The sequence below is a fragment of the Micromonospora sp. NPDC005172 genome, assembly GCF_040608555.1.
Taxonomy (GTDB): domain Bacteria; phylum Actinomycetota; class Actinomycetes; order Mycobacteriales; family Micromonosporaceae; genus Micromonospora.
On the sequence record NZ_JBEXIL010000013.1, the window covers coordinates 104,298 to 121,164 of the forward strand.

17 protein-coding genes are annotated in these 16,867 nt (G+C 71.2%); 7 read left to right on the forward strand and 10 right to left on the reverse strand.

From position 1 onward, the window contains the following. Positions 1–21: 21 nt before the first annotated feature. The 3 genes from ABZV06_RS11915 to ABZV06_RS11925 form a co-directional block, all read right to left on the reverse strand. Positions 22–1,458: a cellulose binding domain-containing protein gene (locus ABZV06_RS11915; protein ID WP_355620726.1), complete on the reverse strand. Its 1,437-nt coding sequence runs from the start codon at positions 1,456–1,458 to the stop codon at positions 22–24. Further along, the gene (locus tag ABZV06_RS11920; protein WP_355246709.1) at positions 1,455–2,486 is read right to left on the reverse strand and encodes a pectinesterase family protein; all 1,032 of its coding nucleotides are present in this window, start codon (positions 2,484–2,486) and stop codon (positions 1,455–1,457) included. The genes ABZV06_RS11915 and ABZV06_RS11920 overlap by 4 nt, the downstream gene beginning before the upstream one ends. A 145-nt stretch (positions 2,487–2,631) precedes the next feature. After that, entirely contained in the window at positions 2,632–3,879 is a 1,248-nt protein-coding gene (locus ABZV06_RS11925; RefSeq protein WP_355620729.1) for an MFS transporter, read from the reverse strand. A 123-nt stretch (positions 3,880–4,002) separates the two neighbouring features. On the opposite strand from ABZV06_RS11925, the gene ABZV06_RS11930 reads away from it, so the two are divergent. From ABZV06_RS11930 to ABZV06_RS11955, 6 genes are all read left to right on the forward strand, one after another. After that, positions 4,003–4,968, forward strand: coding sequence for a LysR family transcriptional regulator (locus tag ABZV06_RS11930; protein ID WP_355620732.1), 966 nt, complete (start codon positions 4,003–4,005; stop codon positions 4,966–4,968). Between the two features lie 115 nt (positions 4,969–5,083). Continuing rightward, positions 5,084–5,470 (forward strand): YciI family protein, encoded by a 387-nt coding sequence (locus tag ABZV06_RS11935; RefSeq protein ID WP_355620735.1) that lies wholly within the window; start codon positions 5,084–5,086, stop codon positions 5,468–5,470. Next, positions 5,470–6,702: a sigma-70 family RNA polymerase sigma factor gene (locus tag ABZV06_RS11940; protein ID WP_355620738.1), complete on the forward strand. Its 1,233-nt coding sequence runs from the start codon at positions 5,470–5,472 to the stop codon at positions 6,700–6,702. Before ABZV06_RS11935 ends, ABZV06_RS11940 begins: the two co-directional genes overlap by 1 nt. A 50-nt stretch (positions 6,703–6,752) precedes the next feature. Further along, positions 6,753–7,709, forward strand: coding sequence for a PaaX family transcriptional regulator C-terminal domain-containing protein (locus tag ABZV06_RS11945; RefSeq protein WP_355620741.1), 957 nt, complete (start codon positions 6,753–6,755; stop codon positions 7,707–7,709). Positions 7,710–7,912: 203 nt separating this feature from the next. Beyond that, complete coding sequence (locus ABZV06_RS11950; RefSeq protein ID WP_355620744.1) at positions 7,913–9,163, forward strand: cellulose binding domain-containing protein; 1,251 nt, start codon at positions 7,913–7,915, stop codon at positions 9,161–9,163. A 77-nt stretch (positions 9,164–9,240) separates the two neighbouring features. Beyond that, positions 9,241–9,894, forward strand: a complete 654-nt coding sequence (locus ABZV06_RS11955) for a GNAT family N-acetyltransferase (protein ID WP_355246766.1) — start codon at positions 9,241–9,243, stop codon at positions 9,892–9,894. Between the two features lie 34 nt (positions 9,895–9,928). Here the strand turns inward: ABZV06_RS11955 and ABZV06_RS11960 are convergent, their stop codons facing one another. Next, positions 9,929–10,393: a hypothetical protein gene (locus ABZV06_RS11960; RefSeq protein WP_355246690.1), complete on the reverse strand. Its 465-nt coding sequence runs from the start codon at positions 10,391–10,393 to the stop codon at positions 9,929–9,931. A gap of 741 nt (positions 10,394–11,134) precedes the next feature. Here ABZV06_RS11960 and ABZV06_RS11965 point away from each other — a divergent pair. Next, a complete protein-coding gene (locus tag ABZV06_RS11965) occupies positions 11,135–11,509 on the forward strand; it encodes a VOC family protein (RefSeq protein ID WP_355246684.1) in 375 nt (124 codons plus the stop codon). Positions 11,510–11,570: 61 nt separating this feature from the next. Here the strand turns inward: ABZV06_RS11965 and ABZV06_RS11970 are convergent, their stop codons facing one another. The 6 genes from ABZV06_RS11970 to ABZV06_RS11995 form a co-directional block, all read right to left on the reverse strand. Then, a complete protein-coding gene (locus tag ABZV06_RS11970) occupies positions 11,571–11,861 on the reverse strand; it encodes a DUF1905 domain-containing protein (protein ID WP_355620747.1) in 291 nt (96 codons plus the stop codon). A 66-nt stretch (positions 11,862–11,927) separates the two neighbouring features. Next, positions 11,928–12,743: a hypothetical protein gene (locus ABZV06_RS11975; protein ID WP_355620750.1), complete on the reverse strand. Its 816-nt coding sequence runs from the start codon at positions 12,741–12,743 to the stop codon at positions 11,928–11,930. 31 nt (positions 12,744–12,774) lie between these two features. Continuing rightward, positions 12,775–13,425 carry a response regulator transcription factor gene (locus ABZV06_RS11980; RefSeq protein WP_355620753.1) on the reverse strand — a complete coding sequence of 217 codons (651 nt, stop codon included), beginning with the start codon at positions 13,423–13,425 and terminating at the stop codon, positions 12,775–12,777. Further along, positions 13,416–14,633 (reverse strand): sensor domain-containing protein, encoded by a 1,218-nt coding sequence (locus ABZV06_RS11985; protein WP_355620756.1) that lies wholly within the window; start codon positions 14,631–14,633, stop codon positions 13,416–13,418. Before ABZV06_RS11985 ends, ABZV06_RS11980 begins: the two co-directional genes overlap by 10 nt. Further along, positions 14,630–15,970, reverse strand: a complete 1,341-nt coding sequence (locus ABZV06_RS11990) for an FtsX-like permease family protein (RefSeq protein WP_355620759.1) — start codon at positions 15,968–15,970, stop codon at positions 14,630–14,632. Before ABZV06_RS11990 ends, ABZV06_RS11985 begins: the two co-directional genes overlap by 4 nt. Next, a complete protein-coding gene (locus tag ABZV06_RS11995; protein WP_355620762.1) occupies positions 15,967–16,704 on the reverse strand; it encodes an ABC transporter ATP-binding protein in 738 nt (245 codons plus the stop codon). Before ABZV06_RS11995 ends, ABZV06_RS11990 begins: the two co-directional genes overlap by 4 nt. Between the last annotated feature and the right edge of the window lie 163 nt (positions 16,705–16,867).

A 16,867-nucleotide genomic window follows, 5' to 3' on the forward strand; every position in this document is an offset into this window, starting at 1 on the left:
CTCGATCGGAGACGCTCGCCATCACGTGACGGCGGCGCACGGGGAACCGTTGAGGGCGAAGCCGGTCGCTCCGCCGAGCGGGCTGTCGGTGATGATTCCGAAGCTGGCCGAACCGGCGGCCGGGATCACCGCGTTCCAGGCGGCGTTCACCGCGGTGGCCGCAGCGCCCGACTGGGTAACGGTGGCATTCCAGGACTGCGTGATCCGCTGACTGCCCGGCAGGGACCAGGTCAGGGTCCACCCGTTGACCCCGACGGTGGAGGTGTTGCCGAGCGTCACGTCGAACTGCGCACCCGTACCCCAGTCACCGGTCTTGAGGTAGGTGACCGTGCAGGCGCCGGCCCCAGGAGCGGTCGGCGCGGGTGTGGTCGGCGCTGGCGTTGTCGGGGCCGGCGTTGTGGGGGCCGGCGTCGTCGGTTCCGGGGTCGTGGTGAGTCGTGCGCTGAGGATCGGGGCCAACCTGTCGGTGATGGCCTGGTGACCCGCGTCGTTCGGGTGCACCGAGTCGCTCAGGCCCCCGGACGGCAGCCAGCCGGTGGTGTCCACGTAGAACACGTTGGCGTCACCCGCGGCGTTGCGCGCCCGCACCGCCGCCTCCGTCTCGGTCGCATAGCGACCGATGAACGTCCGCAGGGCGAAGAGCTTGGCGTTCGGGAACTTGGCCCGGATCCTCGTCAGGAAGGTGGTGTACGTCGCCTGGAAGGCCGCGGCGCTCACGCCATGGCTCTTGTCGTTGGTCCCCAGGTTGATCACCACACCGTCGGCCGTGTAGCGGGAGAAGTCCCACGGATCGGTGCCGACCTGGCCACCGGACGACATCCAGTAGCGTGTCGCCTGCGCCCAGCACCCATCGGTCGTCTCGGCCAGACACATGCCACCGATCGCGATCTGGGTGTGGTCGTAGCCGAGCCGCTCACCGACCTTGAAGCCGTAGTCCGTCACGGCGAGCTGACTGCTCGTGGCACCGGCGGTGATCGAGTCACCGATGAACTCGACCAGCTTGGGGCGGGCTGGCGGCTTGAACGTGCCCGCGCCCGAGTCCAGGATCAGCCCCTGGAAGACCGCGTCACCGGTGTAGGAGCCGGCCACCTGCCGGTAACTGACGATCAACGTGTGGTTGCCGGCAGCCAGCGCGGTCGGCGTCAGGTTGATCGTGCCGGAGCCGGTGAAGGACGTGAACGCCCTACCGTCGATGCTGGCCCACAGCTGGATGGTGTTGCGCTGCCGGAGCTTCACCGTTCTGCCGGTGAACCCGACCCGCAGGTACGCGCCGGCCCAGTAGGGCACGTAGGCCGAGGCGTTCGTCGTGTTCCACCGGCCGACGAAGCTGATGTTCGAGTCGGTCGGCGTGCCGTCACCGACCGCGGCCTCGGCGCTGAGGACCGGCAGACCCGCGGCGAGCACCCCGGCGGCGACTGCGATGAGGGCCGCGGTACGCAGGGAACGAATCCGCCTCATCGGATGGGGTTCCAGCCGTCGCTGCCCGCCAGGTACGCGGTGGGTGTGTACTGGGTGGCGGTGGAGGCGCTCATCTGGGGCCGGTCGGCGTTGATGACGGCGCCCGGCCCGGTGCTGCTGTACTCGGCGAACCGGGCGGTCCTCCACGAGAAGCCGGACATGTCGGTCCAGGGGTCGGTGCGGATGTGTGCGCCCATCGCGACGCCCCGGTAGAGGACCTGACCGCGGGCGTTGACGTCGCCGCTGGGGTGCCAGGGCCGGCCGAGGTAGACCGTCCTGGCCGGAGCGTTGCTGGTCAGTGTGGTGCCCCAGAACAGGAAGCCGAACTTGTTGTTGATGTCGGTGGCCGCGGCGGTGATGTAGCCGTTGTTCGACGACGAGCCCCGGGTGAGCGAGTGCACGGTGCCGTTCTGGAAGACCATTGTGCCCCGCCCGAAGATGAAGTCGACGTCCCCCTCCACGTAGGAGTTGCGGACGTAGAGACGCCGGACCGAGCTGACACTGGGCGCGTTGACCAGCAGGGTGTCCTGGTTGCCGAGGACGCGGACGTTGTCGAACTGCACCCGGTCGCCGGAGGTGTTGACAGCGACGGCCTGCTCGGCGTCGAGGGTGTTGGCGGCCTCGTTGAAGTCGTTCGACATGGTCAGGTTTCGGATCGTGGTGTCGTTGGCGTTGACGAACACCGAGGCGCTGCCGGACGTGCCGTACGTACCACCACCGGGCTTGGTCTGGCCGGATGCGTGCCCTTCGACGATCACCACCTGGGCGGCGGAGCTGCCGGTGCCGACCAGGGTGAGGTAGGGCTTGTTGGCGGGAATGGTGACCACGCCCCGGTAGGTGCCGGGTTTGATGGTGATGGTGACCGGCACGCTGTTGTTCGCCGCGACGCTGTCGATCGCCGCCTGGACGGTCGTGAAGGTGCCGCTGCCGTCGGCGGCCACTGTGATGGTCGCTGATGCCGACGCCGGGGAGGCCAGCGACACCGTGGCGGCGAGAGCACACACCGTCACCACGGCCAGCGGGCGCACGCGAAGGACCCTGCGGGGTGTGGTCATAAGCGTTCTCCGATCTCACCGGGGCCCCGCCGACGGTCATGCCGACCGGCAGACAGCCGAGTTAAGTTAACGTTAACATCGACGAACTGAAATATGAAGCCAGCGGTCCCTGGATGCGTCATCCGACCCGGACACCCCGCTCGGACGGGCTGGGCTCGGTGGCCACCGACGGTGTCCGCCCGGGCAGCAGGAGCGGGGTGGCGAGCAGGAGAACGCCGGAGATGGTGATCGCGGCAAGCGGACTGGTGAGGGTCGCGAGGATGCCCCAGACCACCACCAGGACCGCCTGGACGAGTCTGCTGACGGCACTCCACGTACTGAGGACGCGTGCGGCGTGGCCGAGCGGGGTGCGGTGCAGTCGCTCGGTCGCGTAGATCGGGTTGAAGACGCCCATGCAGGTGATCAGCAGTCCCTCGACGACGATCACGGTGACGAGTCCGGGGATGCCCGGCTGGACGAACGCGAGACCGAGGGGGAAGACCGAGCGCAACCACCCTGAGACGATCATGACCCGGTGTCGACCGTGGCGGGCCACGAGGCGCCCGGACAGGCGGGCACCCACCAGGCCGCCGAGCGCCGGGATGCCGAAGGCGAGACCGTACTGCCACGCCGGAAGCTGGTACTCGCCCAGCAGGAGCACGGCCAGCAGCGGCGCGGTGGCCATGATGAGGCCGCCGACCAGTATCGAGTTCAGGAACAGCCCCCGCAGGGCCCGGTCGCGCAGGATGAACCGCCAGCCGACCAGGAGATCGGCGCCGCGCGGACGACCGGCACGGGCCCGGGGTGACGCGACGTCGCCACCGCGGATGCGCCGGACCGCGAGCGCTGACAGCAGGTAGCTGAGGGCGTCGGCCGCGACGGTGACGACCGGACCGAGCAGCCCGACGAGCGCGCCACCGAAGGGTGGACCCACCGCGGTCGCCGCCCAGTTCGTGGCCTCGAACCGCCCGTTCGCCACCAGCAGGTGATCGCCCTGGACGAGGTACTTGAGGTACGCGCCGGACGCGGCGGCGAAGGCGATGCTCGCGGTCCCGGAAAGGACCGAGACGACCAGCAACTGGCCGTAGGACAGCAGACCGAAGGCGTACGCGAGCGGGATACTCGCCATGGCCACGAACCGGAGCAGGTCCATGGCGACCAGCACCGGACGCTTCGCCCGGCTCTCGACCCACGGTCCGAGCGAGAACGCCACGACCGCCGCGACGGCCGGTCCGGCCGCCGCCAGGATCGACACGGCGAACGCCGGTGCGTGCAGGACGCGAACCGCGATCAGCGGGAACGCGCCGAAGGCGATCCACGTGCCGTACGTGCTGACGGCGTAGGCCGACCACAGCCAACCGAAACCGGACCCCAATCGCACGCCCATCCGCCCCCCTCGTGACAACCGATGTTCGGGTCCGGGCAGCACACCAACGCGCCCGACGTCAGCGCAAACAACTGACCGTCGGGCGCGTCACAACCGTCGGTTGTGCGGGTGGATGATGAGCCGATGGATACCGAGGCGGTGCGGTCGTTCGTGCGGGCGGCCGAGTTCGGGCAGTTGCAGCACGCGGCCGACGAGCTGGGGGTGACGCAGCAGGCCGTGTCGAAGCGGATCGCGGCCCTCGAACGTGCCCTCGACGTGCGGTTGTTCACGCGTACCCCCCGAGGGGTCGAGCTCACGCTCGACGGCCAGGCGTTCCTCCCGCACGCCCGGGGCATCGTCGCCGGGGTGGACCGCGCGGTCGCCGCGATCAGGCCGGGCTCGCGGGCCCTGCGGATCGACGTGCTCGGCCTGCGCTCCGCGCAGGCGGTCGTCCTGCACGACTACTGGCGGTCACATCCGGAGATCGATCTCGACGTGGTGACCCTGCGGGTCACCGACCCGCGCGAGGCGGTCGCCGCCGTCCAGGCGGGCGACGTCGACGCCTCGTTCCGGTCGGTCACCGACCCGGCGACGCTGCCGCGCGACGTACGGATGGTCCACGCGTTCGACTCGGCGCTGGAACTGCTCGTCGGCCCACGGCACCCGCTCGCCGCCGCGCGCACGCTGACACCGGCCCGACTGCGGGGGCACCGGATCTGGGTGCCGGGCATCGCGCCCGGAAGCGAGTGGGCGGACTTCTACGACCAGCTCACCACCACCTTCGACCTGCGGATCGACGCCGCCGGCCCGAACTTCGGCAATGAGGTGCTGCTCGACATCCTCGCGGCATCCGCCGACGTGGCGACCCTCGTCGGCGCGCGCGACCGGTATCTCTGGCCGCCCGGCCACGACCTGCGCCGCATCCCGATCGCGCGCCCGACGCTCGCGTACCCCCTCTCGCTCATCCTGCGCCGCGCGAACCCGCACCCGGGGCTACGCGCGGTGATCGACCACTGCGCGGGCCTGGCGCCGTCGCCCGAGGCGACGTGGCGCCCGTCCTGGGCGCTGTCGCCCGGGCGCGTCGACCGGCCGGTCGACGCGCCGTCCTGACGGTCAGCTCCGGTGGAAGCTGATTTCTTTTCTGCGATGGTGTCGATGCGCGGGCCGCTCGTTCGACATAGGGGCGCGAGGGACGAGTGGCGGCCCCGCCGAGGAGGAGAAGGCAATGGCGAAGTACATGCTGATCATGCGAGGAACCGACGAGTCGAACGCGGCCCTGATGGCGTCGATCGACGAGGCGATGGCCGCGACCGGCCGGTTCATCGAGGAGATGGTGCAGGCCGGCATCCTCCTCGCGGCCGAAGGGCTGGACGATCCGGGCCAGGGCGTCGTGGTGGACTTCGGCGGCGACGCCCCGGTGGTCACGGACGGCCCGTACGGCGAGACCAGGGAACTGTTCGGGGGCTACTTTCTGCTCGACGTCGCCTCGAAGCAGGAGGCCGTCGAGTGGGCCAGGCGCGTTCCGGCGGTCCGCGGGTCCAAGATCGAGGTCCGGCGGGTGGCCGAGGCCGACGAGGTTCCGCCGAGCAGCGGAAAGGACGGCCGGATCTGATGGGTGCGGTCGACGTCGAGGCCGTCTGGCGGGTCGAGTCGGCGCGGATCGTCGCCGCGCTGACCCGGTTCACCGGCGATCTCGGGCTGGCCGAGGACGCCACTCAGGAGGCGGTCGCGGAGGCGCTGGTGTCGTGGCCCCGTGCCTCCCCGGCCAATCCCGCCGGCTGGCTGATGGCCACGGCACGTCGGCGGGCCATCGACACGATACGCCGACGGACCGCGCTGCGGGATCGGTATGCCCTGCTGGCGGTCGACGCGGCAGGCGATCCGGCGGCCAGTTGGGTCGAGGACGTCGACCCCGACCGGATCGACGACGACGTCCTGGCCCTGATGTTCGTCAGCTGCCACCCGGTGCTCCCGCCTGCGGCCCGGGTGGCGCTGACCCTGCGCGTGGTCGGCGGCCTGTCCAGCGAGCAGATCGCCCGCGCGTTCCTCGTTCCGGTGCCGACCGTGCAGGCCCGCATCACCCGTGCCAAGAAGACCATCGCGGCGGCCAGGGTGCCGTTCGAGCTGCCGCCGGCCGACGAACGTCGCGCACGGCTGGGCGGTGTGCTCCACGTCCTGTACGCGATCTTCACCGAGGGGTCGACGGCCACCTCGGGCGACCACCTGCTGCGCCCGGACGTGGCGTACGAGGCGATCCGACTGATCCGTACGCTGGCCGCTCTGCAACCCGACGAGGCCGAGGTGCACGGTCTGCTCGCGCTCTGCGAGCTGACAGCCGCGCGTTTTCCGGCCCGGACCGACCCGGACGGTACGCCGGTCCTGCTCGAGGACCAGGACCGGCGACTGTGGGACACCTCGGCGATCCGTCGGGGGCTGGCCGCGCTGAACAGGACGTCGCCTCGGAATCCCGGTCCCTACGCTCTACAGGCCGCGATCGCCGCCACGCACGCGGCGGCGCCCTCCGTGGGGGCAACCGACTGGGACCGCGTCGTGCTGCTCTACGACGCGCTCGGCCGGGTCACGCCGTCGCCGGTGGTCGACCTCAACCGGGCCGTCGCCGTGGCCATGGCCTCCGGTCCGGCGCGGGCGCTGGCCATCGTGGAGGAGCTCGTCACCGCCCGCCGGCTCCCCGGATCACACCTGGTCCCGACCGTGCGCGGTGAGTTGCTGGCCCGGCTCGGCCGTTCGGCGGAAGCCCGTGTCGAGCTGGAGCTGGCAGCCCGGCTCTGTGCGAACCAGCGCGAACGCGCCGTGCTGCTGCGCAGGGCGGCCACGCTGGGCTGAGGTCCGTGTGCCATCCGGTGGGGCAGTCTGGTGACGTGAACGGTGACGACGTGCGAGCCCCTCGCGCCCAGGCCGGGTCCAGCCCGCAGCACCTTCTGGCGACAGTGCTCGGCGAGTATCTGGACTCGACGGACGCCGACCTGCCGTCCGTGGCGGTCATCGCGATCCTGCGCGAGTTCGGCGTCAGCGAGTCCAGCGCTCGTGCCGCCCTGTCCCGCCTGGTCAAGCGTGGCCTCATCGCGACGAGGGCGGGCCGGAGACCACCGGTCTACCACCTGACGCCCGAGGCGATCGCCCGGCACCACGCGCGGATGCGGCAGTTCCTGACGTTCGGCGCCCAGCCGCCGCACTGGACCGGCGACTGGGTGCTGGCCTCCTTCTCGATCCCGAGCTCCGGTCAGGCGTCGCGGCACGCCGTGCGCAGGGCGCTGGGCGCGCTGCGCTTCGCGGGCCTGTACGACAGCGTGTGGATCCGGCCGGGGTCCGACGCCGCACCCGCCAGGGGCGTGCTGAGGGAACTGCTGAGCCACGTCGAGGGCGCCCGGTGGTCGGTCATGCACGTCCGGTTCGACGAGGAGTCCGGACCGCACGGACCGGCCGCCGCGTACGACCTGGCCGGGCTCGCGTCCGCGTATGCGACCTTCATCCAGCGGTACGCGCCGCTGCGGATCGCGGTGCGCGACAACACGGTTGGCGCGGCACGGGCGCTGGTCGCCCGGACCTCGGCCATGGACTCCTGGCGGAGGTTCGCCGACATCGACCCGGACCTGCCCGATCATCTGCTGCCGACGCCGTGGCCCCGCCGGGAGGCCAGGGAGACCTTCCTGGAGATCCACACCGCGCTCGGCGCGCTCGCGCAGGCCCGGCTGGTCGAGCTGGCGACGCCGCACTGGCCGGACGCCGCCGCCTGGATCACCCTCTTCGAGGCGTCGGACGACCTCTCGGCACCGGGAACGACCGCCGGTCGGCGCGCGGGCCGACGGCGTCGGTGGGCGGCCGCAGGATAGACGGGACATTGACACATTTCGTTACGGCAGTGATAGTAACTGCACACCGCTCCCAATCGGATCGCCTGTGGGGACCCCGCCGGGTGGTCGACGCGTACACATCGACCTGGCCCGTGGCCTGCGCCGACCACCGGTCGCTGCGCGAACGAACAGCCGCCACCGCCGCCGCAGGGAGCCCCACGTGACATCCGTTGGAGGGGTGCATGAGAAGAAGAGCGAAGATCTACGCGGGCTTGGCCGCCGCCGTCGTCCCGGTCGCCTCGGTGATCATCGCGCTCGGCGCGACACCGGCAGGCGCCGCCGTCGGCGGTTCCGGCCCCTATCCCGCCGACTACGAGACCTCGGCGAGTCTGGCCAACCACACCATCTTCCGGCCCCAGACGCTCCCGTCCGAACGCCTGCCCATCTTTGTCTGGGGCAATGGCGGATGCTCGGCCAACGGCCTCTCCCAGGGCAACTTTCTGCGCGAGATCGCCTCGCACGGCTTCCTCGCCATCGCCAACGGCGCTCCGAACGGGTCCGGCTCCACCAACTCGCAGATGCTCACCCAGTCGATCGACTGGGCCATCGCGGAGAATTCCCGCCAGGGCAGCAAGTACTTCAACAAGATCGACACGACAAAGGTCGCGGTCGCGGGCTTCTCCTGCGGCGGACTGGAGGCGTACGCCGTCTCCAACGACCCACGCGTCACCACGACCGGCATCTTCAGCAGTGGCCTGCTCAACGACGCCGACGACTACCAACTCAGGAGACTGACCAAGCCGATCGCCTACATCATCGGTGGCCCGAGCGACATCGCCTACCCGAACGCCATCGACGACTGGGGCAAGCTGCCGTCCGGGCTGCCCGCCTTCATGGGCAACCTCAACGTGGGGCACGGCGGCACCTACGACCAGGCCAACGGCGGTGAGTTCGGCCGCGTCGCGGTGCTCTACCTCAAGTGGCGCCTCAAGGGCGACACCACCGCCGGCGCCAACTTCGTCGGAACCAACTGCGGTCTCTGCCGTACGCAGTGGACCGTCCAGCAGAAGAACCTGACGCTCGACGGCGGCACGCCGCCGACCACGCCCCCGCCCACCACGCCCCCGCCGACCACGCCTCCGCCCACCACTCCCCCGCCGACCACTCCGCCGCCGACCACCACTCCGCCGCCGACCGGCGACGCCTGCACCGCCACCTACGCCGTGCAGGACCAGTGGAACGGCGGATTCGTCGCCAACGTCACCGTGAGCGCTGGGAGCACCGCACTCAGCGGTTGGCGGGTCACCCTCAACCTGCCGAGTGGCGCCTCGGTCACCTCGCTGTGGAACGGTGTCGCGACCGGCAGCAGCGGGACGATCACCGTCACGAACCAGAGCTACAATGGACGGCTGGCCGCAGGTCAGAGCACCAGTTTCGGATTCCAGGGCACCGGAAACGGCAGCGGAGCCACCGCCACCTGCACCGGCAGCTGAAATCGACTAGTCCTCGGCGGCCGGCGCTGCACGCGCCGGCCGTCGAGCGCGTTCCGCCCCCTCCCGAGGAGACGACGATCGCCGACACCACGTTGGCCGAGATCCTGCAGGCCGCAGCGAACGGGCATTTCCCGCCGGCGGACGGCGGGACCACAGTCGTACCGCAGCCGTGCCACCGCGACGCCGGAGTCATCGCGTTCACCGCGCACTCCGTGGTGTTCACCGACGAAGATCCCCAGTGGGTACGCCGCACCCTGGCGACTCTCGACTGCGACGGCCTGGCGGCCACGATGAACCCGCGCTTCCTCGCCGCGTTGCTCGACCGCACCGGGCGATCCACCGACACCATCGACCTCCTGACGGTCGCGGGCTCTCTTTCCGGCGCGCCCCCGGTGACGCTGCGCGAAGTGACGAACAGCGGGCACGGCCGCGTGGGCCGGTCGCGTCGGCGTCGCGACGACGTCCGGGTCTGGGCCGCCGACGGCGGGGTGGTCGTCCTGGGTCGAGGCGTGGCGGGTCGCTGGGAGACGGCGATCGAGGTCGACGAGAAGTGCCGTCACCGGGGCCTGGGACGGGCGCTGGCGACGGCCGCCCGGCATCTCGTGCCCGACGGGCAACCGGTCTGGGCTCAGCAGGCCGCCGGCAACGCCCGCAGTGTGCGCGCCTTCCAGGCGGCCGGGTTCCGCCCGGTCGGCGCAGAGGCGCTACTCCTGCCACCCGCTCGGCCGTAGGCTCCGCGCCGCACCCGGGCGTTCCGCCGCGTGCTCAGAAACCCCGGAAGACGCCGTCCGGGCCTGTCGAGCGCGCGAAATCGTCGAAGTCCATGTTGGCGAGGGACAGGTTGTCCCCGATCGACTGGACCTGCCGGGGCACGGTCCGGAATGGGGACGCGTCGACCCTCTCGTTCAGGTTGACGACGAGCAGGGGGTGCTCCGGCAGCGCGACGGTGACCGAATCGACGACGAACAGCACCGGATGCCGGTACCGAGCCGGATAGTCGCGCGGGAAGCCAGCCGCGATCGTCACACCGCTCAGACCGCTCAGGGTCCGGTCCTCGACAAAGTCGACGGTGGCACCGAAGCCCACTCCCGTCGGGCTGCGGATCTCGCCCGTGAGTCGCTCCCATACCCCGTGGTCGCTGAAGTCGGCACGGATCACCGGGACGCACCACGTCTCCGGCAGCCGCGCATCCCCGCCGTTCACCGCCGGCGCATTCAGGACCGCCTCCACACCTGGAACGTCTGCTGGAGCCGCCACACGCCATCGGGCTGCCGTGCCTCGTTGCGCCAGCGGAACTCGTCCGAGCCGATATCGGAGGGGTCCACCGCAGGTCGCCGCCGTCCAGCACGATCTCGTCACCGACGCGCGACGCCAGGAAGGTGTGCGTCCGCCGCCGGGTCGGGCCCACCCACGTCGAGCGCCAGATCCCAGCACCGGCCGAGGGGTCGGGAAATCGCACGCTGACACCGTGTTCGACCCCGGGCAGGATCCAGACGTCCGTGGTCGCCCGCCCGCCGAGCGCATAGCCGAAGTGCCACTCGCCTCGGCGAACAGTCGAGGACCCGTCGGGGTCGTACTCGGTGCAGTCCAGCGCCCAGGAGCCCGCGAACTGCCCGAACAGGCTGAGGTCGACACCATCGGCCGGACCCTCCGCAAGGAAGGCCGCGCCGACGGCACCGGACAGGTCAGACGACATCCCAGAACGATAGCCAAGCACCCGAGCTTCGAGCTCGCCTGGAGGCCCGTGGTGGTCACGCACGTGACAGGACGTCGTGTTAGCCTGCTCGTGCGCCCCAGATGGGCCTACCCCCGGAGGTTCTGGCTACTTCAGCCGCCATGCCGAGATCGACGCGTACGCGTCTCCCGCATGGGTCCGGGGCATTGCTGCCTTCGGGGTCTGTCAATCAGTACGGCTGCTGGACGCCGTGTGCTTCCGGTCGGGTCTTCGGATCGACCGAAAGACGGGTACGCGTGACAGTCACGTTCAACCACACCATCATCGCCGCGACGGACAAACACGCGTCGGCGGCCTTCTACCGGGAACTGTTCGGACTCCCGGAGGCGCCCTCGTGGGGGCCGTTCGTCAACGTCCTGCTGGACGAGGGTGTGCTGCTCCAGTTCGCCGAGCCGCCGGTGGACATCCAGATGCAGCATTACGCGTTCCTCGTCGACGACGAGCTGTTCGCGCGTGGCCTGGCGTACATCCAGGAGCGAGGCATCACGTACTGGGCCGACCCGCACATGAAGCGGCCGGGAGAGACCAACACCGAACACGGTGGCCGAGGGTTCTACTTCAAGGACCCGGCGGGACACGCGATCGAACTGATCACGCGCCCGTACCTCTAGCAGCCGCCCCTGGTCGGACGCTGTGGCTCGGCGTCCGACCAGGGCGTGCGGGGCATCCGCGTTACCGCGGCCGTACGGCGAGGCGGATGTGCACGACGTCGTCGAGGGCGATGCCCTCCTTGTCGCGCACCGAGTCCCGCAGCGGAAGGACATAGCCCTCGTCCTTCGGGAACAGCGAGGTGCGCCACCGGCTTCGCCCCAGCCGGACCTCCACCGGGATCATGCCCCAGCCGTAGGTGACCGCCGCTGCCACCTGACGCACCATGTCGACGCACTCCGGTGGGATCGTCACGAAGTGGTACGGCGACGGCCCTCGCCACTCCCACACGGCACCTTCGAAGTCGTACTCCATGACGGCATCAGACCACGCGGAACCGTCTCGGTCGGGACGGCATGCCCCAAGCCCCGGCCGAGACGTCTATGGCGCGAGCCGGCAGCAGGCCACAGTGGCGTCGTCCGGAACCAGAGCGTCAGGGTCGCCGCGCACCTGGTCCTCGAACTCACGGACCCGGCGGATGACACCGGACGGACCGTCGACGGCGAGCACATCCCGCACGCCCGGCCAGTTGGTCAGGCCGTACGGGCTGACGATTCGGCTGGCGCCGTTGCTGAGCATCGCGACGCCGTTCAACTCGTCGAGGGGGTGGCTGCCGGTGGCCGCCTCCCAGGCCGCCTGCGGATCGTCCTTGGCGATCCAGTAACCGTCCGGCTGGTTCCGGCGGGCGCGCAGCGCCGCGACGCAGGTGGCGCGGATGCGGTCGTACTCCGGGGTTGCGGGTGTGACGCCGGCCAGGGGCGCCGCGCACTCCCGCCTGGCGACCAGCTCGCGCTCGTCGGTGACCACTCGCACGCCGCCGCCGACCAGGTCGAGCACGAGGTACGAGTCCGCGAGCAGGAGGTGGTCCAGCCGTCCCCGGTGGGCGCGGGCCATCAGGACGGTGGCCTGAGGGCTGCTCGGGTCGGCGATGTCGCAGGTGGCGCGGTGGGCGGCGGCCGTCTCAGCGATAGCGTCGGCGAGGATGGCCGCGAGGTCCCGCCCGTCGGCCCGGGAGAGGCCGCCGAGCAGTGTGCCGCCGAGACGGTGGGTGTACCAGGCGACCCCGTGCGCGCAGAGCGCCTCGGCTCCCGGAATGCCGGCACCGTCGAGCAGTACGACAGCGCCGGGGACCGCCCCGACGAAGTCCTCGTTCGGCCTGCCGGCCCTACCGGCGCTCGTCGCGAAACTGACGTGCACGGGTCGCTCCTTCGAAAGAGGGGGTCCCCGCTCAGCGTGCCGCGTTCAGATAGCGCAGCACGGCGAGGACGCGCCGGTGGTCGGTCGGCGCCTGGGGTAGGTCGAGTTTGGTGAAGATGGCTGTCACGTGTTTCTCCACGCTGCGCGGGGCGAGGTGGAGTGCCTCGCAGATGGCGAGGTTGGACCGGCCCTCGGCCAGCATCCCCAGGACCTCACGTTCCCGCTCGCTGAGCCGGGCTACGCCCGCGTCCACCGACGGCGCCGCCAACAACTGGCGTACCACCTCCGGATCGAGCGCCGTCCCACCGGCGGCCACCCTCCGCAGCGCGTCGACGAAGTCCTCGGTGCTGACGATGCGGTCCTTCAGCAGGTAGCCGATCCGGCCCGGGTGCTCGGCGATCAGTTGCCGCGCGTACCGGGTCTCCACCCACTGGGAGAAGACCAGCACGCCGGTCTCCGGGTGGGCCGCGCGGATCGCCAGCGCCGCTCGCAGGCCTTCGTCGGTGAAGGTCGGTGGCATCCGTACGTCGACGACCGCCGCGTCCGGTCGGTGTTCGTCGACCGCCGCGCGTAGGTCGTCGCCGTTGTCCGCGGTGGAGACGACGGTGATTCCGTGATCGGTCAGCAGCAGCGTGATCCCGTCGCGCAGCAACGGGTTGTCCTCGGCGATCACTACTCGCACGGCAGCTCCAGGATGATGGTCGTCGGTCCACCGGGCGGGCTGTGCAGCCGCAGCGCGCCGTCGAGCGACTCGGCTCGCCGGATCAGCCCCGCCAGACCCGTACCCCTGCTCCCGGATCGCGCCCCGCCGCGCCCGTCGTCGGTGACGGTCAGGCGCAGAATGCCACCCTGGGCGCGAAGGTCCAGCCGGACCCGGCTGGCTCCGGCGTGCTTCGCGACGTTGGTGAGGAGTTCGGCGGCGCTGAAGTACAGCGCCGACTCCAGGTCGGGTGTCGGCCGCTGGGGCAGGTCCACGCGCACGTCGACGGGCACCGCGCTGCGCGCGGCGAGGGTCTCGATCGCGGTGCTCAGGCCGGCGTCGAGCGCGGGCGGGTGGATGCCCCGCACGATGTCCCGCAGTTCGGCCAGCGCCTCCACCACCGCGCCCCGGGCCTGCGTCACCATCGCCTTCAGCTCCGGCTCGCCGGCCCGCCGCTCGATGCGCGACAGAGCCACGCCGAGCGCGACCAGCCGGGCCTGCGGGCCGTCGTGCAGATCCCGCTCCACCCGCCGCAGCAGCGCGGCCGCGTCCGCCCGCAGCGCGGCGCGGCTGGCCTCCAGAGCCGCTATCCGGACCCGCTCGGGGCCCGGCTCCAGCAGGGCCCGCACCAACCACCGGTCCAGCGACACGATGAGCCGGAAGTACCAGGGGAACACCAGCAGCGCCACCAGACCCTGGGCGACCAGCCCCCAGGTGCCGCCCCACGGCGGATCCTGGGGGAAGCGGTGCATCCACACGGGATAGGTGACGCCGACCAGCCCTCCGACGATGATGGCCCCGCCGAGGTAGGTTGCCGCGGCCATCAGCGGCAGCCGCGCGAAGCAGTACGCGAGGGCCTTCCAACCGCTGGCGTCGGTCAGCACCGCAGCGGTCCACCGCACCGGGCCCGGCCCACGGGGGCGTACGGGCGGCGGGTTCGGCCAGCTCCAGCCGAGGAACAGCCGGGCCGGTCCGCGGAAGTACCGCACGGTCAGCCGCGCGAGCACCAGCACGCCGGTCAGCAGGGGCAGCCCGATCGTCAGCAGCGACAGCGCGGAGAACACCAGTCCCAGCAGTGCTATCGCGAACGTCGGCACGGCCAGCACGGTTCCGGTGAGCGTGTATCCGACCTCGCGCCAGGTACGGGCAGCTGTGGGAGCACGCAGGACCGCGTTGACGACCGGCCTCACGAGTCGACCGCCAGCGATTCCACCGCCGGGCGGCGCATCGCGACCAGCGCCGGCACGACGGTGCCCACCAGCACCAGTCCGATCACCACGGCCAGGCCGCCGGCCAGCTGCCCGGTCGGTAGGTACGGCGTCCACGTGCCCAGCATGCCGTGCAGCATCGGCAGCATGGTGACCATCGCGACAACGGTACTTACCGCCAGAGCGGTCACCGTCACCAGCAGGGCTTCGCACACGACCACGGCCAGCGCCCGCATCCTGCTCGCGCCGACCAGCCGGGTCACCGCAAGCTCCCGGCGTCGGGCCAGCAGGACGGTCACCAACGTGTTCACCGCGGCGACGGCGGCGAAGGCGACGTAGACGGCGGTCCCGGAGTACTCCGTCCACACTCGCGTCGCAGGTTCCGCGACGCCGCGCACGTGCACGGACGTGGTGTGCGTGACCACCTTCACCATGGCGAACGCGATCGCCAGGACCAGTGGTACCAGAGCGCCGGACAGCGCCTTGGCGCGCACCGCGAGGTTGTCCGCGGCCAGCGCCCCGGTGCCCCCGAACAGTCGCGTCAGTGGGGCGGCCAGCCGTAACAGGACCGGACCGAGGAAGCCGGCCCCCACGCACATCGCCAGCATCGTGAAGAAGCTCGACTCGCCGGCCTTCGCGGGGTCGCCACCCGCGATCCGAATCGACAGCGCCACGCCGCCGGCCATGAGCACCAACCCGATCGCGGTACGCACCAGACCGATCCGGCGTCGCGGAACGGGCGTCTCGGTCAGCGCGGCAGCCGGGCGTACCCGGGCCGGGCGCAGCGCGGCGATCAGCGCACCAACCAGCGACGCCCCGACGGTGATGCCCGTCGCGGCGGGAAGCGCCGCGGCCGAGGGGTGGAACGTCACGCCGGGCGGGATCACCTGATGTCCGGTGAGTCCCGCCAACCAGGCGTGGGCGAGCAGGGCACCGAGCGGTACGCCGAGCACGCTCGCCGGCACCGCCACCACGGCGGCCTGGGTCGCCACCGCGCGGCGCACCCGGCCCGGAGTGGCACCGAGTGCCCGCACCAGCGCGATGTCCCGGGCCTGTCGGGCGATCGACGACGTCATGGTCAACCCGACGATCAACGCGGTCAGGTACACCGACACCACCACGAACAGCGTGGCCATCTCGGGGATCGAGCTCTCGGTCAGCACCTGCCGGGCGCTCGGGTCCAACCGCGCGCCGGACATCGAGGAGCTGGCGCCCAACGCTCCGGACACCAGCGCGGCGGCCAGACACTGGGTGACGAACGGACCGGCGAAGGACCACGGCTGCTTGCGCAGCGCCTGCCTGGTCAGCCCCGCGCTCACCGGGCCACCACCGGGTCACCCGTGGTGGCGCGCAACCGTTGGGCGATGCTCGCCGGATCGGGCGTCGGGACGTCCGCCACGACCTCTCCGCCGCGCAGCAGGATGAGCCGGTCGCTCCAGGCCGCGGCCAGCGGATCGTGGGTGACCATCACCACCGTCACCCCGGATCGGTCCACCCCGCCCCGCAACAAACGCAGCACCTGCTCACCGGTCGTCGGATCCAACGCCCCGGTCGGCTCGTCCGCGAACACGACGGCGGGACGGCCGGCCAACGCACGGGCAATGGCGACCCGCTGGCGCTGACCTCCGGACAACTCACCGACGGACCGGCCAGCCAGCCCGGACAGACCCACCTCGGCCAGCACCTCGTCGAGCGGGCGCGGGCGCGGTCCGCCCAGCCGCCGGGGCAGCAGCACGTTCTGCCGCACCGTCAGCTCCGACAGCAGGTTGTACGACTGGAAGACGAAACCCACCCGGTCGCGGCGCAGCCGGGTCAGCGCGCCTTCGCGCAGGCGGGTGACGTCCCGGCCGACCAACCGGACCCGGCCCGACGTCGGCCGATCCAGTCCCGCCGCGCACTGCAGCAGGGTGCTCTTGCCCGACCCGGTGGCACCCATCACCGCCACGAATGTGCCAGCCGGCACCGCGAGCGAGATGCCACCGAGAGCGACGACCGGCCGTCTGCGCGACCCGTAGGTACGGGTCACCACGTCGAGTTCCACCACGTTGTCCATGCGTCCCACCCTCGACGCTGGCGGCGATCCGGACATCCGGGTGGCCCGCACGATGCTGGTGCGGTTACCCGTACCGCGTGTCAGGCCGATCCGGCGGCAGCAGGAAACCGCTTACCTCTGCTCTATTGACGCTCGTAACTGGCTGTCAGTACCGTGATGCGGG